Below are 23,852 nucleotides of genomic sequence, written 5' to 3'. Positions count from 1 at the left end.
GCGGCCGCGCCGAGTTCGTGCGCGAGGCCCGCGCCGGCCTCTTCATTGACGTCCAGCAGCACGGCCTTGCCGCCTTCCGCGATCACCATGCGCGCCACCGCGGCACCGAGGCCCGATCCGGCGCCCGCGTCGCAGTCCGTGCCGCAGCGTGTCGAACCCGTCGTCAGCCGTCCCGCGGCCCCCGCCGCACGGTCGCCGGCCGCATCCGGCCAATCGTCGTCAGGCACCGTCGCACTCGACGAGCGCCCGCCGATGCAGGATTGACCGGCCATGCGTCGCGCGTGCAGCCTTCCGCCCGACGCCGCTGTCCATGCTATTGACGCAGCGCATGATGCACATGATGCGCTGCTTTTCTTATTCTCTTCATCCCGTCCGCAGCCATGCACGACAAAATCCTGATTCTCGACTTCGGTTCGCAAGTCACCCAACTGATTGCGCGACGCGTGCGCGAAGCGCACGTCTACTGCGAAATCCATCCGAACGATGTGTCCGACGACTTCGTCCGCGAGTTCGCGCCGAAGGCGGTGATCCTGTCGGGCAGCCACGCGAGCACGTACGAAGACCATCAGCTGCGCGCGCCGCAGGCCGTGTGGGATCTCGGCGTGCCGGTGCTCGGCATCTGCTACGGCATGCAGACGATGGCCGTGCAGCTCGGCGGCAAGGTCGAGTGGAGCGACCATCGCGAGTTCGGTTACGCGGAAATGCGTGCGCACGGCCATACGCGCCTGCTCGACGGCATCGAGGATTTCAAGACGGACGAAGGCCACGGGATGCTGAAGGTCTGGATGAGCCACGGCGACAAGGTTGCCGAGCTGCCGCCGGGCTTCGCGCTGATGGCATCGACGCCGAGCTGCCCGATCGCCGGCATGGCCGACGAGGCACGCGGCTACTACGCGGTGCAGTTCCATCCGGAAGTCACGCACACGGTGAAGGGCCGCCAGATCATCGAGCGCTTCGTGCTGCAGATCGCCGGCGCGAAGCCCGACTGGATCATGAAAAACCACATCGACGAAGCCGTCGCGAAGATCCGCGAGCAGGTCGGTGACGAGGAAGTGATTCTCGGCCTGTCGGGCGGGGTCGATTCGAGCGTCGCGGCTGCGCTGATCCATCGCGCGATCGGCGACCAGCTCACCTGCGTGTTCGTCGACCACGGCCTGCTGCGTCTGAACGAAGGCAAGATGGTGCTCGACATGTTCGAGGGCCGCCTGCACGCGAAGGTCGTGCACGTCGACGCATCGGAGCAGTTCCTCGGCCACCTGGCCGGCGTGACCGATCCGGAAGCGAAGCGCAAGATCATCGGCCGCGAGTTCGTCGAGGTGTTCCAGGCCGAGGCGAAGAAGCTGTCGAAGGCGAAGTGGCTCGCGCAGGGCACGATCTACCCGGACGTGGTCGAATCGGGCGGCACGAAGACGAAGAAGGCGACGACGATCAAGAGCCATCACAACGTCGGCGGCCTGCCGGAAACGCTCGGCCTGAAGCTGCTCGAGCCGCTGCGCGACCTGTTCAAGGACGAAGTGCGCGAGCTGGGCGTCGCGCTCGGCCTGCCGCCGGAGATGGTGTACCGCCATCCGTTCCCGGGCCCGGGCCTCGGCGTGCGGATTCTCGGCGAAGTGAAGCGCGAGTACGCGGACCTGCTGCGCCGTGCGGACGCGATCTTCATCGAGGAGCTGCGCAACACGACCGCGACCGCGCACGATGCGGCTGCCGGCCTGTGCGGCGAAGCCGATGTCGGCAAGAGCTGGTACGACCTGACGAGCCAGGCGTTCGCGGTGTTCCTGCCGGTCAAGTCGGTGGGCGTGATGGGCGATGGCCGCACGTACGACTACGTGACGTCGCTGCGCGCGGTGCAGACGACCGACTTCATGACCGCACACTGGGCGCACCTGCCGTACGCGCTGCTCGGGCGCGCGTCGAACCGGATCATCAACGAAGTGCGCGGGATCAACCGTGTCGTGTACGACATCTCGGGGAAGCCGCCGGCGACGATCGAGTGGGAGTGAAATCAGGTCCTTCGGGGACTATCGTCAGCTATCGAGGAACTGACGTAACGTATTGATTTAGAAAGAAATACGTCACGTCAGCTATCGGTGACTATCGCCGGCCAGCAGGACAGGTTGGCGGTAGAGCTGGCGGTAAGAGCCGGAGGTCGGATTGAGACCCTCCCGTTCACTATTCAGACTAAAGCCGTCTTTGACGGTAAAAGTCTCCTCGGGAAAGCTTGTTTTATGCGGCTTTCCGAGCATCAGCAGGTCTCCTGGACCCTGACGGTAAAAGCCGTCACGAACAGGAGGAAAAACCTCGATGCTTACCGACACTGCACTGCGCAACCTCAAACCTAAGTCCAAGATTTATAAGGCCTCTGACCGGGATGGAATGTACGTGACGGTATCGCCTACCGGTACCGTCACCTTCCGCTACGATTACCGTCTCAACGGCCGCCGCGAGACGCTGACCATCGGCCGCTACGGGCCTGCCGGCATTTCGCTGGCCTTGGCGCGCGAAAAGCTGATCGACGCCAAGAAGGCTGTCGCTCAAGGCAAGTCCCCCGCACTGGAGAAGCAGCGTGACAAGCGCCGGCTGACGGCTGCCAAGACCTTCGGCGACGTAACCGAGAAGTGGTTGGCGGGTGCCCGTATGGCCGACAGCACCAAGGCGATGCGCAAACACATCGTCGACCGGGACATCCTTCCGGTCTTCCAGAATCGCCAACTCAACGAAATCACTGCCGATGACTTGCGCGCACTGTGTAGCAAGGTGAAGGAGCGCGGCGCGCCTGCCACCGCAGTTCACGTGCGCGACATCGTGAAGCAGGTCTATTCCTTCGCCATCTTGCATGGCGAGAACGTGGACAACCCCGCCGACGGCGTGGGCGCGGCGTCGATTGCGACCTTCGTTCCGAAGGATCGCGCGTTGTCGCCGCTGGAGATCCGGTTGGTTTCTCGGCAGATGGAATCGGTTGCCACTTATCCGACCATCCGGTTGGCGCTGCGCATGATCCTGCTGACGCTGGTGCGCAAGAGCGAGTTGATCCAGGCCACCTGGGATGAGGTCGATTTCGAGAACGCGACCTGGACGATCCCGAAGCAGCGAATGAAGGGACGCAATCCGCACGTGGTCTATCTGTCGCGCCAAGCCCTCGACATCTTCGTGGCGTTGCACACCTGCGCGGCTGGCTCCAAGTTCGTTCTGCCTTCGCGCTACGACGCTGATCGCTGTATGTCGAACGCGACCCTGAACCGGGTCACGCAGATCGTGGCGGAGCGTGCGAAGGCGGCCGGTCTGCCGCTGGAGCCGTTCACCGTCCACGACTTGCGCCGTACCGGCTCGACCCTGCTCAACGAAATCGGCTTCAACCGCGACTGGATCGAGAAGTGCTTGGCGCACGAGGACGGACGTTCCTCGCGCTCGATCTACAACAAAGCCGAGTACGCCGAGCAGCGGCGCCACATGCTGCAGGAGTGGGCCAGCATGGTCGATGCCTGGATCGACGGGCAGACCTACGTCCCGAAGCTGATGCCGGAGAACGTCGTCGTGCCGGTGTTGACCGCGACGGCCTGGAGCAATCGTCAAGACTGGTGTACGCGGGTCGGGCGGCATGATCAGGCGGCTAGCGCTTGAGGAGCCGGTGTGCTTTCTATCACCGGGGTGCCGTCCTTGAAGGGAATGCCCTTCAGAAGCGGTTCGATCCTGTCGACGCCGCGGATCTTCCTCCAGGTCTGCTCGGCCGCTTCGATCAGCTTGAACGCCATCGCGAGGAAGGTCGAGCGCGACAGACAGTTGCGCGTGCGGCTCGTGCGGTGGCGCACCGTCGCGAACGTCGATTCAATCGGATTCGTGGTCCGCACGTGCTGCCAGTGTTCGGCCGGGAAGTCGTAGAACGCGAGCAGTGCGTCGCGGTCTTTCGTGAGCTTCTCGACGGCCTTTGGGTACTTGGCCGCGTACGTGTCGACGAACTGGTTGAACGCGGCGATTGCGTCGGCTCTTGTCGCGGCATTCCAGATCTCGGCGAGCGCAACCTTGGCCTTGCCGTGCTGCGATTTGGGCATGACGTTGAGTATGTTGCCGATCTTGTGAAACCAGCAGCGCTGGTGCCGTGTCTGCGGGAACACCTCTTCAAGCGCCGCCCACAGCCCCATCGCGCCGTCGCCGACGGCAAGCAGCGGCGGCGCCTGCAGACCTCGTTTCTTCAGGTCGAGCAGCAGCTCTTTCCAGGATTCCTTCGATTCGCGATAACCGTCGTTGAGCGCCACGCGCTCCTTGCTGCCGTCCGGTTTCACGCCGATGATCACCAGCAGGCACTGCCCGTCCGAATCCTCTGCGCGGGCTTGCGTATGGATGCCGTCGGCCCACCAGTAGACCCAGCGCGAGGCGGACAGGTCGCGCTTGTTCCACTTCTCGTACTCTTCTGACCAGGCGGCCTTCAGGCGGCTCACGACGCTCGCTGACAGCCCTTTAGCCTGTTCGCCGAGCAGCTCGGACAGTGCGTCGCCCATGTCGCCGGTTGAGACTCCTCGCAGGTACAGCCACGGCAGCGACGATGACACGCGCGGCGACTTGCGCACATAGGGCGGCACGATCGTCGAATTGAACTTGATGCCGGAGCCCGAACGATCGCGGACCTTCGGCACCTGAACGGGCACCGGACCGACTGCCGTGACGATCTCGCGCTCTGGCAGGTACCCGTTGCGCACGACAGCGCGCCGGCCATCGATCGTCTTCACATTCGAATACTGTTCGAGCATTGCCGCCAGTTCCGCCTCGATTGCCTGCTGGATGATCCGCCGCGCCCCTTGCTGGATCAGATCGTCCAGGCCGGGCGTACCCTTGATGTCTGCTTCTGCTGTTTGACTGCCGCTCGTATCCTGCGTAAGTTTCGCCATGGTGGTGGAGTTCGATTGAGGAAGTGTTACCGTGAGAGGCAACATTCTCCTTCAATCGCCACCGCCTTCTCCTGCCTCACCCCTACGCCGCATACACCACTTTCAACGATAGCTCGACGGCCTGAAAGGGTGGTCAGGTTGTCACTTGACAACCTTGGCCAATCATCCCCATACTGGAGATCAAGGATGGCCCGTTCCTCTCATCCGAAGAAAGAAGTCGAGGAAGCTCTCAGGCACGCCGAAGGGCAGGGCTGGCGCGTCGAAGTCGGCGGCAGCCACGCCTGGGGGCGTATCTACTGTCCGTACAACGATGAGGAGTGCCGCTGCGGCGAGTTCTGCATCACCAGCGTGTGGAGCACGCCGAAGAACTCTGGCAACCATGCGCGCGCCTTGCGGCGCGTCGTGGACAACTGCACCAAGCACCGCGAGCAGCAGGAGGCAGCCGACGATGCCGAGGATTAGCACGATGGAATACACCTTTACCCTGAAATACCGACTCGCCGACGATGACCGTGACGCGGACGCGCTGGTCGAGCGCCTGGGCGAGGCCGGCTGTGACGATGCCCTGGTTGGCATCGGGCAGCCGGGGCGGCTCGCTCTGGAGTTCACCCGCGAGGCGGACAGTGCGGACGCGGCTGTGCGCAGCGCGCTGGCCGACGTGCGGCGCGCCGTACCGTTGGCCAGGCTGATCGAGGTTGCGCCGGATTTGGTCGGGCTGACCGATGTAGCCGACATCGTGGGCGTGTCGCGGCAGAACATGCGCAAGCTGATGCTGGCCCATCCGGGCAGCTTCCCAGCGCCGGTGCATGAGGGCAGTGCGGCGTCGATCTGGCACTTGGCGGATGTGCTGGCCTGGCTGCAGGCCAAGGGCAGCTACTCGCTGGCTTTGGACGTTCTGGAGGTGTCGCACGTAGCCCTGCAGGTCAATGTCGCCAAGGAAGGGCGGCGGCTATCGCGTTCGGCTTCCAAGGAACTGGAAGCTCTCGTTGGATGAGGCCGTCGCCAGCCTCACCCCAGACCGGAACCCGCCCGAACAGGGCGGGTTTTTCGTAGGTGGACATCCGGCTTGGTGGCGCCGGCGCGAGGGGCTTGCTTGCGTTCGTCGATCCAGGCCTCCACTTCGGCCAGGTCCCACACCACGCAGCGCGGCGTCAGATTGAAGCGCCGTGGAAACTCGCCGCGGCGCTCCATTTCGTAGATCGTCGTTTCGGCTAGGGGGACGATCTGTCGCAACTCGTGGCGGCGAATGGTGCGCCGAAATGGCAGAACGCCGTGCTTCGGGAACTGCGGGAGATCGCCGTAGGCGTTCGAGTCGGGCAGGGGGAGGGATGCGGGCTGCTGGCGCATCTCGGCGCCGTTGTCTCCTCCGACTTTTCCTGACGGGTTATTCTCCATGTCGAACTCCGTGGTTGTTCGGCGATATGGCTTGCCACCGCATAACGATATGGTGGCTTTCATTGGCTATCGCGGAAACTCACTGGAGCGTAGAGAGGCGTACGGAAGACAAATAGCCACGGAAAAGGGGGAGGGCATGGTGACGATAACGGTTTCTCCGATTCACTTCGAGGATTACAGTGGCCTCCAGTTTGAGCGCCTTGTCTTTGCGTACCATGTGCGCGCTGGCTGGCGTGACCTGATCTGGCACGGCCAATCGGGAGGCGACCAAGGGCGGGACATCTCGGGCATCGAGCCATTCGATGGCCAGCCGGCACGCAAGACCATCATCCAATGCGCGAACCGGGACACGCTGACCTTGGCGAAAGCCAAGGGCGATATGAGCAAGGCGGTCAAGGCCGCTGACGGGGCGCCGAATGCCTTCAAGTTCGTCTCTCGCGGCGCTGTTTCGGACGCCAGCCGAGCACGGATCGAGCAAGCCGCAGCTTCCCTAGGGGTTGCTCATGTGACGATATGGTCAGGCGTGGAATTCGAGGAAAACCTGCGGCTTCGTGCCGAGTACCTGCTTCATCGTTTCGTCCAAGGCATCGAGTTTCCCGACGCTGAAACGGAGATCCGAAAGTTCGTGGACGACTTCCCCGACCTCTCGGATGCCGATGCACTGCAATTGATGGCGGCCGTGTTCGATCGACCGGCCTTTCGCACGCCGTTTCAGCAGGAAAGCTCCCTGCCTGCCTTTCAGCAGGCGATAGAAGACACCATTGGCGCACTCAACACCGGCGTGTGGCGGACGCGCGAGGGCGACGAGATCAGGCGCATCCCCTCGATTCACCATCTTCGAGATCAATGCATCCAAGCGGTGCTTGCAAAAGTGGTTCGTCAGGTCGATGAGCTGCGCCGCATCTTTGTGGCCCGTATCAAGGACGGGGAGATCAGGCACTGTGGATGCGGTCGGCCGAATTGCCCCACGTACATGCTCACGCATCGCGTTGCCGACGAACTGGACGAAGCCAGACGGAAAATTCTGACGACGTTTCGATCGGTGCATGCGTACTTTAATGTGAATCTTCAGTAGGCGGGCATGGCAATGGCGTTGTCCGAGGATCAAATTCAGTATCTCAACCATCATCCGCCAGGCGAGGCTGTGGCACGCGCGTTGTCCGAGCTACTGGACAATGACCATGACTTGCTCGGTATCGACGCTAACGAACGATCCATCACATTTCGCTTCGCGATGTATCTCCAACAGCATTTTCCTGATTGGACCGTAGATTGCGAATACAACCGGGATGGCATAGAACCGAAGCGACTCGGACATCTGGAGCTTTATCCGGACAGCGAGGATGATGAGGCGAAGACCGTATTCCCAGATGTGATCGTTCACCGGCGAGGAACGAGAAACAACCATCTGGTCTTGGAGTTCAAGAAGTCAACGAGCCGCATCGACCGACAGATCGACCTTCGGAAACTTTGGGGCTACAAGCAGCAGCTTGGCTATGAGCATGCCCTTTTTGTGGAGGTTGGCACCGAGGGGCAGGCGATCATCACCGTGCTTGAATGGGCCTGAGAGGCGGAAGAGAACAGAACTCATGACACGCATTCCACCGTTCAGCTCGCAGCACCTTGAAGCGGCCTGCCGCGTCCTCGCCGATACCGAGCGCGGTTTGAGCGGAACGCAGATCGAGCGGTTGCTGCAGGAGATCGAGGTCGCAGACCCGTCTCCCGGCATGACCAAGTGGAAGCGGCTGTTCAATGCGCTGGCCGGTGCGCAGAACCAGCATCAGCTCGGCAACCACCTCATCATGTTCATCAACCGCGCGATGAACCCGGTGAACTACGCCCGCGACGCTGCGGCGTTTGCATGGCGGCGCGACGAACTCAACGTCGTCCTGGCCTTCTCCGGTTTCTACGTGCGCGAAGATGGCAAGGTCGCGCACGCCGATAAGGCAACAACGCTCGATGCCGCGCGAGCCCGTGCGGGACGACTCAAGGCCGCGCTGGAAAGTCGCATCGTGCACGTGGAAGTGCTGAACTACTGCCGCGCCGAGTTGCTGGACGAAAACTATTTCCATGCCGTTTTCGAGGCGACGAAGGGCGTTGCAGAGCGGATTCGCCTGCTGTCAGGTCTGAGCGGCGATGGTGCTGACCTGGTGAACAAGGCGTTCGCAGGACAACAGCCGGTTCTGGCTTTGGGGCCGCTCATCACTGAGTCGGAGAAGAGCGAGCAGAAAGGCTTTGCCAACTTGCTGATCGGCCTGTTTGGAGCCGTGCGTAATCCGCTGGCCCATGCACCTAAGACGAACTGGCCAATGTCCGAACAGGACGCACTGGACATCCTTACCCTGGTGTCGCTGATTCATCGCAAGTTGGATGGCGCCATGAAAGTGGCTTCCGTCTCGCCATAAAAGAGGCAAGAACGCACTTAAGTTTCGTCATCGCGTCCACGAATCCAGTCGTGATCGGGGACGATCAGGGACCCAACAAAGCCGTCTGCTCGCTCTGCCAAACCTTGCTCGTGTTGCGAAATGGAAAGTGCAAGCATTTGGACGGCCGATCTGGCAACACGCAAAGCGCGCGCTACCTCCTGAGTAAACGGCTCCCTCCGGTGGCGTTCGATTTCAGACGCTTGCCTGCTGTCCGCTGGGTCGCCAATGTCATGCAGTACCACGAATCGGTGCGTCCCTGCGTTGCGGAGATCCTTTTGAGAACGCAAGATGCCCGCGCTGCTGTCATAGTCCTCGGCGAGCTCTACAAGGCCATAGAGGGCGCTGGCGCCCCCACGAATCGCCTTCTCCACTTTTTCCGCAAGTGGGCACGCGCCGGTGGTCTTGTCAGGTTTCCCCCGCCACATTTTCCCGAAGTAGACCTTGTCGGGGGAGTGCCCAAGCTCGAAGTAATGGTTCGCTGTTACAGCGATCTTGTCGAGCAGGTCGAGCGCCGTACGGTGTGCCAAGATAAGCGCAGACGCATCTGGGCCATAGGTAGCATAGTCAAGCGTGTCCCCAAATCGCCCCGTCGCCGGCCACACGTCTTCGTCGATAGCCCGCCATAGCAAGTCACGCGCGAGGATGAAGTCACTCTTCAGCACGTTGAACATGGCGAAGACGGGCGGTGGCGTCACGCCTGCATCCGGTTCGCGCTCCAGAATCCCGGGAAGCATGAGCCAGTCCAGCTTGCCCATGGTGGGATCGATAAGTTCCACGGCCGGCGCAAGGGTCAGGCGTTCACGCTCGACCCAACTGACGAATGGATCTTGGTGCTGTGATCGCGATGGCGGATCTCCCAATTCGCTTGCGAACGCAGCGATCTGCGCCGCAGCCTGTGCACCAGCGTACTCGATGACTCGATCCCGATGCCGATCCGCAATCTTGGCCAACATGATCGCCTCGATGCGGGTAAGCTCTGAACAGCCGCCTCGCTCATAAAGCCAAAGAAGATTGCGGGCCGCAGAACTTGCAGCAACTCCGTTCTCCGGGTCAAGTTCAAGTGCGGCAAGCCATCCATCATGAGCTTCGCCAAGCCGATAGCTGCTGCTGAATTGGTTGGCAAGGTTCGTCCAAGCTTGAGTTCGAAGCGCTGATTCGGCTTCCACGTCCTGAGCCACTTTCCAGAAGCATCGTCGGGCTTCTGCGCGACGCTCTCTAGTGACCTCCTGATGATTCAACCAATTTGCATCGCGAGGTGGGGAGCCTGTCGCGGCGACCAGCCCGTTGGCTAGGTTGTATGTGATATAGGCAGTTGGAAATAGGCTGTGAAGCTCTCGAAACAGCGCGAGCCCTTCTTCAATCGCGTCCTTCTGCTGAGTCAATGTGCCGCCATCTACTAGGATGGCCGCGCGCAGACCCATCAGGTTGAATCGCTCATCTGTATCGAGATTGAGATTGACCTCCCGGGCCTGTTTCACCGCCTCGGCAGGGTTGGTGTTCAGCAAGGTATTCAGATGAGCGGATCGCTCGTAGAACCTGTCCAGAATTGATGACATAACGGGGCTCCGTCAGGGGATGCCGTGCTCGTTTGCATGACGGCGCCGACTGCCGTCCTTGGGGCTACACGACAGGACGTAATACTTGATGGGCTGGGTGAATCCAGCAACCTGGGCTTTCGCTATCGAAGAAATCCACCTCGACATGTGCTCCCAACTCGTCGTGGATCGTCTGGAAGACCCGATTGCAGTAAGCCTGATCCCCTCGGAATACTGATACCGCCACGCGATTGATGCCCGTGTCTTTCATGCGTTTCAGGAGGTGAATGTCTTGCTCGGCAAAGCCCCAGCCGTAGACCACCAGCGTGTCCCGCTGTGATTTCAGAACCTCTCTGTAGACGGTGGAGAGGTAGTAGCTGTTCTGAATGGAAGCAACTTTCTGCGTCCACGTTCCCTCGCTCACGAACAACGGCACGACCTCTCCGTTCTGCCAGCGTTGCAGGACCGCCTCCAGCAACCTGCAAATACCCAGTTCGCCCTATCAGGTGATGGCCGGCACGGTGGTCGCGGCGGCATTGGTCACGGGCATCAAGTCCGACCTGCCGGGCGACGTGATTGCCACGGTGACGGAGCCGATCTATGACTCGGCGACCGGCCGCTATCTGCTAATCCCACAGGGATCGCGCATCCTGGGTAAGTACAACAGCCAAGTGAGCTACGGGCAGAGCCGAGTGCAGGTGATATGGAACCGTGTGATCCTGCCGGACACGTCTTCGCTCACGCTCGACAACCTGGTCGGAGTCGACCCGGCTGGCTATGCCGGGCTGGAAGATGGTGTCGATTGGCATTGGGATCGCATTTTCGCCGGCGCGGCGTTGACCACGCTACTGGGTGTTGGCGCCGAGTTGGCGGCGCCGGAGAACCGGCAGGATGGCGATCGCATCATCATCGCCGGCCGCGACAGCGCACAGGACAGCATCAATCAGGTCGGCCAGGAGATGACTCGGCGTAACCTCAACATCCAGCCCACCTTGACCGAGCGGCCGGGCCTGCCGATGCGCATCATCGTCAACCGGGATCTGGTGCTGCGGCCGTATCAGCCACTGTTCTTCAATCGGGGGATTGCACGATGAGCACCACGCGCAAGCTGCGGCTCGGGCCGCTGCCCAAGACCGAAAGCATCAAGCTGACCTTCACCTGTCCGGCCAGTCTGAAAGCCGACCTTGACCGCTACGCCGCGATGCACGCGCAAAGCTACGGCGAAGCGGTCGACGCAACAACACTGATTCCGCACATGCTGGGGGCGTTCATGGCCGGGGACCGTGCATTCAAACGTCAACGCGGCGCGCGGTCCGTTGCCGGGCAGCCAGTTCAAGCTGCCGGAAGTTTGGGGCATGTTGAACGGTAGACAAGGATCATGATCCCAAGCTGCCCGCAAAGCGCCGCGCATAGTCTTCGTGCAGAAAGGCCTCGATCACGTAGTCGATGAAAGCCCGCGTTTTGCCCGGCAGTAAGCTGCGGCTGGCGTAATAGAGCGAAATAGCGCCCGCGTCTGCCCACCAGCGAGGCAGCACCCGCACCAATTCGCCCGACTCGAGCCAAGGGAGCACATCGGGCATCGCGAGCAGGGCTACGCCCAGCCCGAGCCGCGCCGACTCCCGAAGTGCGGCCGGATCGTTAACCACGATACTTTCCCGCAGGACGGCGGCAGCCTCGTCGCCCTGCGCGTTGCGCAGGGTCCAGGTGCGGATGCGGCCCGATGACAGGGAGCGCATGACGATGCCGTCCAGTTCGGCCAGCCCAGCGGGATCTGTCGGCGGCATGCGCGTTGCCAGGTAGGCCGGCGATGCAACCGCGATGATGTGTGCCGGTGCCAGCGGTCGGGCCACCACGCCCGGCGATAGATCGAATCCGCCGCCGATGGCCACGTCGTAGCCCTCGGCGATCAGGTCCACGCTCCGGTTCTCGAAATGCCATTCGGGTCGGATGCGCGGATGACGTGTAAGGAACTCTGGCAGCAGCGGCAGGATGTGGCTCATGCCAAAGGTCGGCGCCAGGCTGACCCTCAGCACGCCGGCCGGCTCACCGTCTTCAGCAGACACCGCGGCAATGGCGTTCTGCAGAGCTCCTAGGTTGCCGCTGATGGCGAGCAGGAAGTGCTCGCCAGCCTCAGTCAAGGTCAGCTTGCGCGTAGAACGATGGAACAGCCGCACGCCGAGATTGCGTTCCAGCATGGCCACGTTGCGACTCACCGCGGCGGGGGTCAGCGCCAACCGCCGGGCTGCCTCTGAGAAGCTGCCGCCCTCGGCACTGCGCACAAAGGATTCCAAGTTGGCGAGCGTCTCCATGTGGAGATATTAAACGAATGCTTGAAGATGATCCAAGTAATTAACTACTAATCAAGGCGTAATGAAAGCGAGACAGTCACTCCACCGAACTTTCTCGGCAACCCAACGGAGTGACACCATGAACACCACCGCTTCTTCCCAAACCCTTCCTCTGGCCGGTAAGACGGCCCTCGTGACTGGCGGCTCGCGCTCGATCGGCGCGGCCATTGCCAAACGGCTGGCCGCCGACGGTGCCCAGGTCGCTTTCACCTACGTCGGCTCGCCGGCGTTGGCGGACGAAACGGCCGTTGCCATCCAATCGGCCGGTGGGCGCGCTTTGGCCATCCTGGCCGATGCAGGCGATCCAATCGCCGTGCGCGCCGCTGTTGCCAAGGCGGTCGAGACCTTCGGCGGCCTGGACATCCTGGTCAACAACGCGGGCATCGCGCTCGGCGGCGGCCCGATCGACCAGATCAATTTCGAGGATTACCAGAAGATGATCGCGGTGAACGTCACCGGCGTGTTCGTCGCCACGCAGGAGGCCGTGCGCCACATGCGCGAAGGTGGCCGTGTCGTCCACATCGGCAGTTCGATGACCAAGTACGCCTCATTCCCGGGGGCCTCGTTGTACACGCTGACTAAGGGCGCGGTGTCCGGTTTCAACCGCAGCCTGGCGCGCGACCTGGGGCCACGCGGCATCACAGTCAACACCGTGCATCCCGGCCCGACCAACACCGACATGAATCCGGCCGATGGCGACCTGGCCAAGGTGCTGATTCCCGGCATGGCGGTGGGGCGCTACGGCCAGCCGGCCGAAATCGCCAACGTGGTCGCTTTTCTGGCCAGCCCGGCGGCGTCCTTCGTGACCGGCGCCGACATTCTGGCCGACGGCGGCTTCACGTCCTGAACCTTCAACCGAATCCCGAGGATTCCATCATGAGCACGAACACCACTTCCATCGGCATCATCGGTGCCGGCAATATCGGAACCGCCTTCGCCCGCGCGCTGGCGCGCCAAGGCATCCCGGCCATCCTGTCCAACAGCCGAGGGCCGGAGAGCCTACAGGCGCTGGTGCGATCCATCGACGATAGCATCCGTGCCGGCACCCGCGAGGAGGCGGCTGCCCAGTCCATCGTCCTGGTGGCGGTGAACTGGTCGAAGTTGCCTCCGGCACTGGCCGGACTGCCGGACTTCGGCGGGCGCATCGTCATCGACGCCAACAATCCGATCGAAGCACCACTGTTCAAGCCGGCCGAGCTACACGGCCGCACATCCAGCGAGGTGTTCGCCAGTTTGGTTCCAGGCGCGCGCGTGGTCAAAGCCTTCAATCACCTCAAGCCCGAATGGCTGGCTGCCGATCCGGCAGAACACGGCGGGCAGCGCGTGCAGTTCTACGCAGGCGATGACGATCAGGCCAAGGCTGCGGTTGGCGCGCTGATTGGTCGCCTGGGTTTCGCGGGAATCGACCTCGGAACGCTAACCGTCGGTGGACGGCTGACGCAGTTCCCTGGTGGTCCGTTGCCCGCGCTCGACCTGTCGCGTTTCGCCTGAGCTAGGCGATATGCGCAGACCTACGGCGAAGCGGTCGAGGCGACGACTCTGACCCCGTGCAGTTGGAGGCGTTCGTCGCGGGAATCGGGGTTTCAAAAGGGGAGGGCACGCAACTTCGAAGTGAAGATTGGAGGCAGACCAATGCGCGTGTCTGCGGTATGCTAGAAGGCGATTGATGATGGTGTTGCCAGAATCGTCGCCCCTCGAATCCCTCCATGTTCCGCACCAGACAAAGCGCTTGTCGGATGACGGTAAAAGCGACGGTAACGGCCCATGTCGATCATCGCAAATCCCTTTAACTACGCGGGCTTGCGAGACCTGTTGATGATGGAGTGGGAGTGATTCGGCGTCCGGCACCGGCCGGCATCTGCTGGCAGTAAAACACACCTAAGCCCGCGATTTTGCGGGCTTTTTTGCATTCCGGTCTGGCAATGGCTGGTGTATTCCAGCGCCCTCAGGCGCGGGACCTGAGGATGGACAGTCCAGCGGAGGCCATCCGCCCGTCGGCCGTCGCCCGCTTCAAGCCGCGTGATCGGGCACGGTCGCCTGCCGAAATCCACGTGTTTTTCGGTGCGCTGGAACGGACGCCGGCGATGCCTGCGCCGCGTCTTGCTATCAGATTCAAGACGTGCTTCGGAGTGAGTTCGTCCGTGCATTCCAGCCGCTATGCGACGGCTTCCCCAACAAGTGCGGCGACCCCGAATCGTGTCATAGACAGCACGGTCAAGCAGATGCGCGACGACGGGGCAGATTTTGATCCTTTCACCGTGCGCGATCTGCGCCGGATTGCCGGCACGCTGTCGCACGACGCAGGTTCAACACCACTGGATCGAGAAATGCCGCGCTCACGAACAGCGTGGCGTGCGCGCGGTTCACAACAAGGCGGAGTATGCAGGGCAGAGAAGGGCGATGCTCCAGGCGTGGGCAGATAGGCTGGACGGCCGGATTGCTACGAATCCAAAGGCGAGCGTCTTAGCACTGGCACAGCCGGCCAAGATTCGCGAGTCCGTCGCTTGAGCTCGAACGTCTGCGTGCTCAAGAATGTACCCGTTTGCACCCGGATCGCCGTGTTTGACGCAGGTCAACATGAGCAGCACCGACGAATCGCGAGCGATCGACCGATATCGATACAGCGAACGGGACATGCCAAACAACGCGCAGGTCTTCGTCAGGTTCGTTCGATAGCGATCACGCAATTCATCGATCAGCATGCGCCGACGGGCAGGCTCGGCGCTTTTTTGCAAGTACGCCCCGCCGCATGGCCTTGTCCAGGCTCAGGTTTGCCACGAGCCGCTTGAACTTCGCGTTCTCTTCTTCAAGCTGTCGCAATCGGCGTAGATCGGAATGCCCCGGTCCCCCAATTTCATTCGCTCGTTGTAGAACGCTGCCTCGCTCATTCCGAGCTTGCGACAGATTTCTTCGACCTTCGTGCCCAGCTCCGCTTGCTTCAGTGCAAATGCGATCTGCTCTTCCGTAAACTTGCACGTCTTCGTGGCATGGCCTTCGTGTCCGACCGGACACATCATGCCGAATTTCCCTGCTTTCGGTCCGGACTATTTCCTGGGTCAGGGTCGCGGCAAGAAACGGAATTTGGTCGTACGTAGCAATCAGGCGGCGTGATGCGCAGCGACGCGTGCAGTCATTTCCACAGCCTATACGAACGTATGTGGCCATCTATCCTGACGGGTTGTGCAGCTAGCTACAGATGCTATGGATGCCGTTGACGCCGCGCCTTATTCTGGTTCCACCGGTACACGAATCGCATCGGTGACGACGCCGGCGACAGGTGATCGAGTCGGCTTCGCGATATGGCAATGATGCGATTCGCGTGCGTCGCGACGATGCACACGACCGGAACATGCGTGCCATTCGATACCCGCAACCCAAGGAACCCATCATGAAAATTCGACAAGTCATCCTGAATGGCGGCCTGGCGGCCGTCCTGCTCGCTTGCCTGCAACTGCAGGCATTTGCCGACGAAAGTGCCAATGCGGCGGGCACGGATGCAGCGGTAACGTCTGCCCAGACATCCACCCAGGCGAAAAAGGCCACGCGTGCGGCCAATCGCAGGTTCTCGCGGTCGATTCAGAACACGCTGTCGCGAACGAAGGGGCTGCAAGGGCAAGCGATCACGGTTTTCGCCAATGCCGCGACCGGACAGGTGACGCTGGCCGGCCAGGTGCAGACCGAAGACGAAGACCATCTCGCGGTCGAGTCGGCCAGGAAGATCCGCGGCGTCAAATCGGTGAAAAGCGAGCTGATGCTGCGTGAGAAAGGCGGCGCCTGAGCGAGGGCGCGCGCATCGCGGGGCCGAATGACGGTGTGTCGGCGATTCGTGCGCCCGCTTTCACATGATCGATCCGATTGATTGGGAGAAGAGGTGATGGTGATGCTGCATGAAGCGGAAATCGTGGCTCGCACATTGATCAATGTCCTGGATCCTTCGCCGGAGCAGCGCAGCGTGTGTTTGCGAGCGCAGCGCACGCGATACAAGGCGCGACGCGTCGGGCTGCGTCAATGGGGCGAGGACGATGCGCGTGCGCGCACCGAGCCGCCTACCAGGATAGCCGTGATGGAACGCCTGTCGTTGTACATGATCAGTGTTTCGTGGAGCGACTCGTGTTCCGGGCGGTATGCCGAGCAAATCTGGTGCAGGAGCCGCGCGCGTGTCCCGTCGATATGTGCGCTGACGGGGCGTGCGATACAACGCGGGGACCCGGTGTTTCGTCCGCGGAGGAGCGAGGTCTGTCTGCCCGCCAACCGGCAGCGGATGATTCTTGCCGCGACCGTTCAGTCGTGCGTCGCTGCGGCCGACGCTAGGTCGATGGGATCGTGACGACGACAAGCGCGGCACCCGGAACGCGCTCGGCCAGGTCGAAGTGAACGGGAGGCTCGCGCCACCAGCGAGCGAACCCGGTGGGGGCGCGATACCCGACGACGATCATGTCCACGCAGGTTGTCGACGCATGGGCGGCGACAGCATCGGCCGCGCGTCCGAAGCGGAGATAGCCGCGCGCGGCGATGCCGTCGTCCGTCAGTGTGTCGATCGCCCGTTGAAGATCGCGATGGGCGGATTCTGCAAGATGCTGATGGGCGAGCTCGCTGAGCAGTCCGGCCGACCGTGCGTTGGCGGTGACATTGTCGACGATGGCGACGACGTCGACCGTGGCCGACAATGCGCGGGAAAGCGATGCACATCGTGCGAGCGCGGCGTTTGCTTCGTTGGTTCCGTCATAGACGAGCAGCATTCTGGACAGCGATGACATCTTCGATATGGGCGGCGGGGAACAAGATCGCCCATGACGGGCACCGGTACAGGCAGTCGGCGTTCGGTCACATGCACGGAAGCGGGCGCGACTGCCAACACTGAACACGCGATGGCGATCGTTTATTCCCATGCGATTCCCCGCGCGGGCGATCGTGTCGCGGCCGGTTCGCATCGGCAGGCGCACGACGTCGCGCGTCGATCCGATGTCCCGTCTCCATTCGTGATTCGCCGGATCCGTCGAACACCATCCGAATCGCTTTGCGCGCACGGGAGATCCGGCTCAGGATGGTGTCGATGGGTGTGTCGAGCGTATCGGCTGCTTGCCGATCGCCGAGCCCGTCGACGCTGACGAGCCGCAATGCAGTGCGTGGGGATTCCGGCAGCCGCTCGACGGCGTCGACGATTGGGCGGATGGCCAGTCCGGTTTCAGGGGGAGCCGGAATCGGAGACCGTTTCCAGCAATGCGTCGCTCAGTTCGAGCACGAGGCCGTTGCGATGATGGCGTTGCCGCAAGTCACCGAGCCATATCGAGCCGGCGGGCGAGCATTGCGCCTGCCCGTGCCGGCCCTCTGGAAAACGTCGGTGCTTCAATGGCCGGAATAGAGTTTCCTGAGTGCGTCGAGCTCGCCGCTCTGGCGCGCGCGCGCGAGCTCCTGGCGCACTTCGGCTCGTGTCTTTCCCATCGGCATCGCGATGGCCGGTGCCCATTGGGTCGTGGCCATGGCATCTTGATTCCCTGTCGTCGAATCGACAGGGGCCGCTGCATGGGCGAAGGCTGCGGTAGCAAACGCGACGAGCGCGAAGATGATTCTTGAGGTCTTCATGTCGGAATCCGGAAAGTGGGTCGGTCGAGCGGTACGCACGGTATCTGGCGAACGCGGGAGCCGGATGCGCCGGCCGCGTCGCGAATGTCGTCAGAATCCGCCGTACGTGTATTGAGCGCCACAAAGGTATCCCGCATGTGTCCGCGGTGCGGCGTTTTGCAATGTCATGTATCGATGCGGACACGCGATACATCCGGATACGAAAGCGCCGATCATGACGCGATGCGAGTGCGCTTCGGCAGCTCGCATGCATTGACCGGCGCGCATTGTTGCATTGACGATATCGTGCTGGAATAATCGGCGGGTTCACGTGTTATTACGGGTACCTGGAAGAAGGGCGCGGCGGCCGGTGAGGTGCAACACCGCACGAGCGAAATCGAGGGCGCCCCGCGGCCCGCGTCGCGACCGCGTGTTCGAACGAACGGATACAACCCGGCATCCCGCCGCGGCACGTGGCAGGGGTGCCGCATGCCGTGCTCCACGCCGCCGTGCCGGCGGCGTTCGAGTCGATGACGCCACCGTTTCCTTACTGCATTCGCATGATCGAACTTTCGACACGCCGCTTTATCGAATTGAGCCCCGGCCCGCCACGGCTGCACCGTGCGATCGATGACCATGCGCCGCCGGTCCTGGTCGCGGGGCGCGGCGTCGCGGCGCCGTCCGCGGTCGCTGCACTGCAGCGCGAATACGTGTTGCGTGCGGCACTGCACGAACGCTGGTCCGCCGTGCCGCAAGCCATCGTGTCGCATGGTGGCGGCGCCGTGCTCATCCTGGCCGATCCGGGCGGGATGCCGCTCTCCGTTGAAGATGTCCCGCAGCCGCGGTTATCCGCGTTTCTGCGGCGCGCGATTTCGCTCGCGACTGCGCTGGGCGAGATGCATGCGGCCGGCATCGTGCATCGCGCGCTTGCGCCGCATCGCTTCCTCGTGGATGACGACGATCGTGCGTTTCTGACGGGCTTCGGCTATGCGATCGGCCCCGATGCGACCGACCCGTTGCGCGACACCGGTCTCGAGTGGGACGACACGGATTTCGTCTATACGGCGCCCGAACTCGGCACGCGCATGAACCTGCGTGTCGACGCGCGCGCCGATCTTTATTCGCTCGGATGCATTCTCTATGAGCAGTTGACCGGTGTGCCGCCGTTCGATGCCACCGATGCCGCCGGGCTCGTGCATGCGCACGCCACGCATTCGGCGCGCGCCCCTCACGAACTCGTTCCGCACGTACCCGAGCAGATTTCCCGGATCGTCGTGAAGTTGCTCGAAAAGGCGCCGGAGCAGCGTTACGGCACGGCCGCGGGGCTCGTCGCCGACCTGCAGCGATGCGAGCAGTGCCTGCGCCGCGACGAGCGCATTCCGATGTTCGCGCTCGATGTTCATGCGGCGCTGCAGCGTCTGCAGCAAGCGGATCACGTGGTGGGCCGCGACCAGGAGATCGATGCGTTGCGCGCGCAGTACCGTGCCGTCGCCGCCAGTGGCGAGATGCGCGTCGCATGGGTTTCCGGCCATTCGGGCATCGGCAAGTCGACGCTGCTGCTGGAGGCCGTCGCGCGAATCAGGCACGACGGGGCGCCGCTCGTGGCCACCAGCAAGGGCGAGGAGGGGCGCCGCGGCACGCCGTATGCGATGCTTGCCCAGGCGCTGGAGCCGCTGCTGCAGTTCGTGCTGGGTTGCGCGGACGACGAATTCGACATGTGGCGCGCGCGAATCGGAACGGCCGTCGCGCCCGTCGGACGCACGCTCGCGCGATTCCTGCCGGCGCTCTCGGCGGTGCTGGGCCCGCAGGCGGGGCCGCCGGAGCAATCCGAACTGGCGCCGGGGCTGGAGCGCGAGCGCGTGCTGCAAGCGATCGCCCGGCTGATCGCATGTTTCGCGGCACCGGAGCGCCCGCTCGCGCTGCTGCTCGACGATCTGCAATGGGCCGATGCGGGCACGATCCAGGTGCTGGAGCGGCTGGTGCAGCAACACCACGACACGGCGTTGCTGCTCGTCGGCGCCTATCGCGGCAACGAGATCGATGCGAGTCACCCGTTGCGGGCAGGCCCACTGGCCGACGTGCCCGATGCATTGACGGTGGAGCTCGGGCCGCTGAACGAGCGCGCGACGACCGAGCTGATCGCCCACGCGCTGCATCGGGACACCGATGTGCTTCGCCCATTGTCCGACCTGATCGGGCAGAGAACCGGCCGCAATCCGTTCTTCGTGCATCATCTGCTGCGCCTGCTGGCCGACGAAGGCATGCTCGATTACGATGCGGGCGCCGGCCTGTGGCGCTGGAACATGGCGCGCATCGCCGCGCATCGAGGCGGCGATGACGTCGCGATGATGCTGGCGCGGCAGTTCGAGCTGCTGCCGGATGCCGCACGATTCATGTTGCGCCTGCTGGCCTGCATCGGCCAGCGTGCGTCGACGCGCCTGCTGGCCACGGCGGCCGGCTTGAGCGAGCCCGATGCGATCGCGGGGCTGCAGGCAGCGCTCGAGGCCGGCAGTCTCCAGCGCGACGGCGACGACTGGACGTTCTGGCACGACCGCATTCGCGAGGCCGCGTATGCATCGATCCCGGAGGACGAGCGGGCGCCGCTGCATCATGCAATCGCCTGCCGTTTGCTGGCGGCCGGCGATGCCTGCGCCGACGCGTTCGTGCTGGCCGCGCAGGCGAACCTCGGCAGGACCGTGGTCGAGACGCCCGCGCAGCGCCGCGCGTTCGCGCGCGTGAATCTGGAGGCCGGGCAGCAAGCCCGGGCTGCCACCGCGCATCATTCCGCGCTCGGCTTTTTTCGCGCGGCGGTCGATTTCCTCGGCGAACGGGACACCAGCGACGACGGGCTCGAGGCGCGCATGCTGTGCGGCGAGGCCGAGTTCATGACCGGTGCGCTCGAAGCCGCCGAAGCGCGCCTGGCCGAGCTGGAGCGGGTAGCCGGCGACGGCACGTTCGGCGCGGATCTCACGCGCCTGCGCGCGGCGTTGTACACGGCGCTGGGCCGCTTCGATCTGGCGCTCGGTGTCGGCCTTGCGTTCCTGAAGCGCGCCGGCATCGATATCCCGCCCCATCCGGACAGCGCGGACGTGCATCGCGAATACCTGCGCCTGCGCGGCTGGCTGGATCGCAACGGGATCGACGCGCTGCGCGACCTGCCGATCATCGCCGATCCGCTGCAGCGCGCGATTGTCGACATCTTTGCCGACCTGATCCCGCCGGCACTCTATTCCGACCAGGATCTGGTCGACATGATTCTGCTGCGCGCGGTGAATCTGGCGATCGAGCATGGCCATTCCGATGCTTCGGCCGACGTCTACGTCTGCATGAACCAGATCTTCGGCGTACGTTACGGCGATTACGCCGCGTCGCTGGCATTCGGCGAGCTCGCGCTGCATCTGGTCGACGAGCGCGGGCTCGATCGGTATCGCGGCCGCGTATACATGGCGCACGGCACGATCGTGGTGCCGTGGGTGTTGCCGGCGCGCTCGGCTCGCGGGTATATCTCGCGGGCATTCGAGATCACGGTCGAGTGCTGCGATCATACGTTCGCGCTCTATTGCAAGCGCAACGAGGCGACCGGCATGCTGTTCGCCGGCGAATTTCTCGGCGACGTACGCGACACGGTGGCGCACGGGCTCGTGATTGCGCGCGATGCGAATTTCCAGCTCGTGATCGATGGGCTGCTCGTGCAGCAGATGCTGCTGAGGCGGTTACAGGAAGGCGAGAGCGACGATCGCGACGTGTTGCCGCCGCAGGCGGGCCGGCCGGCGAACCTGGTCGATCTCGCCTACTGGGTCTACAGGCTGCAGGCCGCACTGTTATTCGGCGATCTTCCGGACGCGCTCGATGCGCGTCGGCACGCTGAAGCTTGCGAGCATGCGGCGCGTTCGTTTGCCGAGCGGGCCGATTTGCCGTTCTACGGCGCGCTCGCACTGCTTGCGCTGCCCGGCCGCGATGCGTCCGAGGAGGCCGCGTTGCAGCGCCATGTCGAGCAACTCGATGTCTGGGCGCGGGCGTGCCCGGCGAACTTCGACGCGCGACGCGAGCTGGTGCGCGCCGAGCACGCGCGCGTGAACGGGCAGCCGCTGGACGCGGCGGAAGCCTATGCGCGCGCCGTGATGCACGCGGGCAGGCATGGCTTTACGCAGGTCGAGGCGCTGGCGGCCGAGTATGCGGCGCGATTCCATGCGGGTCGCGACAATATTGCCGCGCACGCTTATTTGCGTCATGCGCAAAGTGCCTGGCAGCGTTGGGGGGCGCTCGCGAAGGTGCGTCAGTTGCAGGCCGCACATCCCGATGTATTCGATGCCGGAGCCGGCAATCCCGTCGGGAGCCGGATGCACGCACTGGACGTGAGCGCGGTGCTGCGCGTGTCGAACGCGCTGGCGAGCGACATCGTGCCGGCGCGTCTCGTGGAAACGCTGTTGCGCACGACGCTCGAAAGCGCCGGGGCGGAGCATGGCGCGCTCGCGGTGCTGCGCGAGGGCGTCTGGCATGTACCGGCTCGTGCGGACGTGATCGACGGTACGATCGTCGTGACGCAGGAGGCCGTGTCGCTGACGGCGAGCGTGCTGCCTGTCTCCGTCGTGCAGGCGGTCGCCCGGACGCAGGAAGGGGTGGTGATCGACGATGCATCGGAGTCGCCGGTTCATGGTCAGGATGCTTACGTTCGCCGCCGGCGCCCGCGTTCGGTGATGTGCGTACCGCTGATGCGTTATGCGACGCTCGTCGGCGTGCTGTATATGGAAAACAATCTGGCGGCGCGGATGTTTACCGCGGCCAAGGCGGCGCTGGTTGAGGTGATCGCGTCGCAGGCCGCTTTCGCGCTCGAGAATGCGCGGCTCTATGAGGAGCTGGTCGAGCAGAACCGTCAGCGCGCGCATGCCGAGGAACAGTTGCGTGCCGCACTGGCCGGCCTCGAGCGCGCCAGCCGGCTGACCGCGATGGGCGAGCTCGTCGCGTCCATCGTCCATGAGATCGGACAGCCGATTGCCGCCGTCGACACGTCGGCAAGCGCCGCATTGCGCTGGCTGAACCGGGAACCGCCGGACGTCGGCGAAGCGCGGGCGATGCTCGAGCACATCAACCGGAGCGCCGCGCGGGCCAAGAGCATCATCCAGACGCTGCGCGCGAAGGCACGCAAGGCCGCGCCGCAGTTTGCGACGGTCGACCTCGCCGAGGCCGTTCGCGAGGCCGCGGCGCTCGTCGCGCGGCAGCTCGACACGCTGGACGTGGTGCTGGAGCTGCGCAGTCACGATGGCCCCGTCTACGTATACGGCGACCGGATCCAGCTCCAGCAGGTCGTGATCAACCTGTTGACGAACGGTGCGGAATCGATGGCCGAGCTCGAGACGGCCCGGTGTCTTTCGCTAGCGTGCGAAGTGCACGGCGTTGACAGTGTGTGCGTGAGCGTGGAGGATTCGGGCAGCGGCATTGCTCCCGACATCGCGGATCGGCTGCTCGAACCGCTTTTCACGACCAAGGAGAACGGGATGGGCATGGGCCTCGCCATCTCGCATTCGATCGTGGACGCTCACGGCGGAACGTTGACGCTGTCGCCGCGCGAGGGTGCCGGTACGCGAGCAACCGTGACGCTGCCGCGTGTCGATTCATGATGTGTCGTCCGTCGGCGCGACGCGCAGCGGGCGGACAGGTTCTTCGAGTTGTGTTTGAGCCGCTGCGCGGCCACTCCTGAAAATTCAT

General features: G+C 63.5%; 19 protein-coding genes and 4 pseudogenes. 14 read left to right on the top strand and 9 right to left on the bottom strand.

The genetic code is table 11. The features are described 5' to 3' along the window. Positions 1 to 272: pseudogene (locus G3N64_RS03450) on the bottom strand (hypothetical protein); the annotation flags it as partial. Positions 273 to 380: 108 nt separating this feature from the next. On the opposite strand from G3N64_RS03450, the gene guaA reads away from it, so the two are divergent. Further along, the gene (gene guaA, locus G3N64_RS03445; RefSeq protein WP_205782402.1) at positions 381 to 2,000 is read left to right on the top strand and encodes a glutamine-hydrolyzing GMP synthase; all 1,620 of its coding nucleotides are present in this window, start codon (positions 381 to 383) and stop codon (positions 1,998 to 2,000) included. 301 nt (positions 2,001 to 2,301) lie between these two features. Continuing rightward, the gene (locus G3N64_RS03440) at positions 2,302 to 3,618 is read left to right on the top strand and encodes a site-specific integrase (protein WP_241020747.1); all 1,317 of its coding nucleotides are present in this window, start codon (positions 2,302 to 2,304) and stop codon (positions 3,616 to 3,618) included. On the opposite strand, the gene G3N64_RS03435 is transcribed toward G3N64_RS03440, so the two are convergent. After that, positions 3,600 to 4,925: an IS256 family transposase gene (locus tag G3N64_RS03435; RefSeq protein ID WP_241020746.1), complete on the bottom strand. Its 1,326-nt coding sequence runs from the start codon at positions 4,923 to 4,925 to the stop codon at positions 3,600 to 3,602. The genes G3N64_RS03440 and G3N64_RS03435 overlap by 19 nt on opposite strands. 141 nt (positions 4,926 to 5,066) lie before the next feature. Between G3N64_RS03435 and G3N64_RS03430 the strand changes: the two genes are divergently transcribed. Then, a complete protein-coding gene (locus G3N64_RS03430) occupies positions 5,067 to 5,342 on the top strand; it encodes a hypothetical protein (RefSeq protein ID WP_205782401.1) in 276 nt (91 codons plus the stop codon). Positions 5,343 to 5,346: 4 nt separating this feature from the next. After that, complete coding sequence (locus tag G3N64_RS03425; RefSeq protein WP_205782400.1) at positions 5,347 to 5,874, top strand: DNA-binding protein; 528 nt, start codon at positions 5,347 to 5,349, stop codon at positions 5,872 to 5,874. 14 nt (positions 5,875 to 5,888) lie between these two features. Here the strand turns inward: G3N64_RS03425 and G3N64_RS03420 are convergent, their stop codons facing one another. After that, positions 5,889 to 6,227 carry an AlpA family phage regulatory protein gene (locus tag G3N64_RS03420; RefSeq protein ID WP_241020754.1) on the bottom strand — a complete coding sequence of 113 codons (339 nt, stop codon included), beginning with the start codon at positions 6,225 to 6,227 and terminating at the stop codon, positions 5,889 to 5,891. A gap of 97 nt (positions 6,228 to 6,324) precedes the next feature. Here G3N64_RS03420 and G3N64_RS03415 point away from each other — a divergent pair, with 97 nt between their 5' ends. Genes G3N64_RS03415 through G3N64_RS03405 form a run of 3 tightly spaced genes read left to right on the top strand, consistent with a single transcriptional unit; the run spans position 6,325 to position 8,680 of the window. Beyond that, positions 6,325 to 7,350, top strand: coding sequence for a hypothetical protein (locus G3N64_RS03415; RefSeq protein WP_241020745.1), 1,026 nt, complete (start codon positions 6,325 to 6,327; stop codon positions 7,348 to 7,350). A gap of 12 nt (positions 7,351 to 7,362) precedes the next feature. Next, on the top strand, positions 7,363 to 7,842 hold the full coding sequence (locus tag G3N64_RS03410) for a hypothetical protein (protein ID WP_205782398.1): 480 nt from the start codon (positions 7,363 to 7,365) through the stop codon (positions 7,840 to 7,842). Positions 7,843 to 7,864: 22 nt separating this feature from the next. Next, positions 7,865 to 8,680: a TIGR02391 family protein gene (locus G3N64_RS03405; protein ID WP_205782397.1), complete on the top strand. Its 816-nt coding sequence runs from the start codon at positions 7,865 to 7,867 to the stop codon at positions 8,678 to 8,680. 17 nt (positions 8,681 to 8,697) lie between these two features. Here the strand turns inward: G3N64_RS03405 and G3N64_RS03400 are convergent, their stop codons facing one another. Further along, positions 8,698 to 10,257, bottom strand: a complete 1,560-nt coding sequence (locus G3N64_RS03400; protein WP_205782396.1) for an LA2681 family HEPN domain-containing protein — start codon at positions 10,255 to 10,257, stop codon at positions 8,698 to 8,700. A 64-nt stretch (positions 10,258 to 10,321) separates the two neighbouring features. Further along, positions 10,322 to 10,714 (bottom strand): annotated as a pseudogene (locus G3N64_RS03395) (DUF4917 family protein); the annotation flags it as partial. On the opposite strand from G3N64_RS03395, the pseudogene G3N64_RS03390 reads away from it, so the two are divergent. Next, a pseudogene (locus tag G3N64_RS03390) lies at positions 10,713 to 11,330 on the top strand (TrbI/VirB10 family protein); the annotation flags it as partial. The pseudogenes G3N64_RS03395 and G3N64_RS03390 sit on opposite strands and share 2 nt — an antisense overlap. Further along, entirely contained in the window at positions 11,327 to 11,605 is a 279-nt protein-coding gene (locus tag G3N64_RS03385) for a DUF2274 domain-containing protein (RefSeq protein WP_205782395.1), read from the top strand. The pseudogene G3N64_RS03390 and the gene G3N64_RS03385, both read left to right, overlap by 4 nt. A 7-nt stretch (positions 11,606 to 11,612) precedes the next feature. Here G3N64_RS03385 and G3N64_RS03380 read toward each other — a convergent pair whose 3' ends face one another. Then, a complete protein-coding gene (locus tag G3N64_RS03380) occupies positions 11,613 to 12,545 on the bottom strand; it encodes a LysR family transcriptional regulator (RefSeq protein WP_205782394.1) in 933 nt (310 codons plus the stop codon). 118 nt (positions 12,546 to 12,663) lie between these two features. Here G3N64_RS03380 and G3N64_RS03375 point away from each other — a divergent pair, with 118 nt between their 5' ends. Both G3N64_RS03375 and G3N64_RS03370 read left to right on the top strand, forming a co-directional pair. Then, positions 12,664 to 13,431 carry a 3-oxoacyl-ACP reductase family protein gene (locus G3N64_RS03375; protein ID WP_205782393.1) on the top strand — a complete coding sequence of 256 codons (768 nt, stop codon included), beginning with the start codon at positions 12,664 to 12,666 and terminating at the stop codon, positions 13,429 to 13,431. Positions 13,432 to 13,460: 29 nt separating this feature from the next. Further along, complete coding sequence (locus G3N64_RS03370) at positions 13,461 to 14,075, top strand: NAD(P)-binding domain-containing protein (protein ID WP_205782392.1); 615 nt, start codon at positions 13,461 to 13,463, stop codon at positions 14,073 to 14,075. 1,085 nt (positions 14,076 to 15,160) lie between these two features. Here the strand turns inward: G3N64_RS03370 and G3N64_RS39555 are convergent. Next, a pseudogene (locus tag G3N64_RS39555) lies at positions 15,161 to 15,598 on the bottom strand (transposase); the annotation flags it as partial. Between the two features lie 374 nt (positions 15,599 to 15,972). Here G3N64_RS39555 and G3N64_RS03355 point away from each other — a divergent pair. Both G3N64_RS03355 and G3N64_RS03350 read left to right on the top strand, forming a co-directional pair. After that, a complete protein-coding gene (locus G3N64_RS03355; protein WP_205782389.1) occupies positions 15,973 to 16,362 on the top strand; it encodes a BON domain-containing protein in 390 nt (129 codons plus the stop codon). Positions 16,363 to 16,458: 96 nt separating this feature from the next. Further along, the gene (locus G3N64_RS03350) at positions 16,459 to 16,911 is read left to right on the top strand and encodes a DUF3331 domain-containing protein (RefSeq protein ID WP_205782388.1); all 453 of its coding nucleotides are present in this window, start codon (positions 16,459 to 16,461) and stop codon (positions 16,909 to 16,911) included. On the opposite strand, the gene G3N64_RS03345 is transcribed toward G3N64_RS03350, so the two are convergent. Continuing rightward, positions 16,892 to 17,323: a universal stress protein gene (locus G3N64_RS03345; protein WP_205782387.1), complete on the bottom strand. Its 432-nt coding sequence runs from the start codon at positions 17,321 to 17,323 to the stop codon at positions 16,892 to 16,894. The genes G3N64_RS03350 and G3N64_RS03345 overlap by 20 nt on opposite strands. A 607-nt stretch (positions 17,324 to 17,930) precedes the next feature. After that, a complete protein-coding gene (locus G3N64_RS03335) occupies positions 17,931 to 18,167 on the bottom strand; it encodes a DUF4148 domain-containing protein (RefSeq protein ID WP_205782386.1) in 237 nt (78 codons plus the stop codon). 539 nt (positions 18,168 to 18,706) lie between these two features. On the opposite strand from G3N64_RS03335, the gene G3N64_RS03330 reads away from it, so the two are divergent. Further along, positions 18,707 to 23,764: a trifunctional serine/threonine-protein kinase/ATP-binding protein/sensor histidine kinase gene (locus G3N64_RS03330; protein ID WP_205782385.1), complete on the top strand. Its 5,058-nt coding sequence runs from the start codon at positions 18,707 to 18,709 to the stop codon at positions 23,762 to 23,764. The last annotated feature ends 88 nt before the right edge of the window (positions 23,765 to 23,852 follow it).

It is taken from the genome of Burkholderia sp. Ac-20344 (assembly GCF_017104975.1).
Lineage (GTDB): Bacteria > Pseudomonadota > Gammaproteobacteria > Burkholderiales > Burkholderiaceae > Burkholderia.
The sequence above is the reverse complement of the archived record's forward strand: the minus strand, read 5'-3'. Positions and strand labels throughout refer to the sequence as shown.

Excerpts from the sequence above, each read along its gene's own strand:
- guaA (WP_205782402.1), top strand. The coding sequence starts at position 381 with ATGCACGACAAAATCCTGATTCTCGACTTCGGTTCGCAAGTCACCCAA.
- G3N64_RS03440 (WP_241020747.1), top strand. The coding sequence starts at position 2,302 with ATGCTTACCGACACTGCACTGCGCAACCTCAAACCTAAGTCCAAGATT.
- G3N64_RS03435 (WP_241020746.1), bottom strand. The coding sequence starts at position 4,925 with ATGTTGCCTCTCACGGTAACACTTCCTCAATCGAACTCCACCACCATG.
- G3N64_RS03430 (WP_205782401.1), top strand. The coding sequence starts at position 5,067 with ATGGCCCGTTCCTCTCATCCGAAGAAAGAAGTCGAGGAAGCTCTCAGG.
- G3N64_RS03425 (WP_205782400.1), top strand. The coding sequence starts at position 5,347 with ATGGAATACACCTTTACCCTGAAATACCGACTCGCCGACGATGACCGT.
- G3N64_RS03420 (WP_241020754.1), bottom strand. The coding sequence starts at position 6,227 with ATGCGCCAGCAGCCCGCATCCCTCCCCCTGCCCGACTCGAACGCCTAC.
- G3N64_RS03415 (WP_241020745.1), top strand. The coding sequence starts at position 6,325 with ATGGTGGCTTTCATTGGCTATCGCGGAAACTCACTGGAGCGTAGAGAG.
- G3N64_RS03410 (WP_205782398.1), top strand. The coding sequence starts at position 7,363 with ATGGCGTTGTCCGAGGATCAAATTCAGTATCTCAACCATCATCCGCCA.
- G3N64_RS03405 (WP_205782397.1), top strand. The coding sequence starts at position 7,865 with ATGACACGCATTCCACCGTTCAGCTCGCAGCACCTTGAAGCGGCCTGC.
- G3N64_RS03400 (WP_205782396.1), bottom strand. The coding sequence starts at position 10,257 with ATGTCATCAATTCTGGACAGGTTCTACGAGCGATCCGCTCATCTGAAT.
- G3N64_RS03385 (WP_205782395.1), top strand. The coding sequence starts at position 11,327 with ATGAGCACCACGCGCAAGCTGCGGCTCGGGCCGCTGCCCAAGACCGAA.
- G3N64_RS03380 (WP_205782394.1), bottom strand. The coding sequence starts at position 12,545 with ATGGAGACGCTCGCCAACTTGGAATCCTTTGTGCGCAGTGCCGAGGGC.
- G3N64_RS03375 (WP_205782393.1), top strand. The coding sequence starts at position 12,664 with ATGAACACCACCGCTTCTTCCCAAACCCTTCCTCTGGCCGGTAAGACG.
- G3N64_RS03370 (WP_205782392.1), top strand. The coding sequence starts at position 13,461 with ATGAGCACGAACACCACTTCCATCGGCATCATCGGTGCCGGCAATATC.
- G3N64_RS03355 (WP_205782389.1), top strand. The coding sequence starts at position 15,973 with ATGAAAATTCGACAAGTCATCCTGAATGGCGGCCTGGCGGCCGTCCTG.
- G3N64_RS03350 (WP_205782388.1), top strand. The coding sequence starts at position 16,459 with ATGGTGATGCTGCATGAAGCGGAAATCGTGGCTCGCACATTGATCAAT.
- G3N64_RS03345 (WP_205782387.1), bottom strand. The coding sequence starts at position 17,323 with ATGCTGCTCGTCTATGACGGAACCAACGAAGCAAACGCCGCGCTCGCA.
- G3N64_RS03335 (WP_205782386.1), bottom strand. The coding sequence starts at position 18,167 with ATGAAGACCTCAAGAATCATCTTCGCGCTCGTCGCGTTTGCTACCGCA.
- G3N64_RS03330 (WP_205782385.1), top strand. The coding sequence starts at position 18,707 with ATGATCGAACTTTCGACACGCCGCTTTATCGAATTGAGCCCCGGCCCG.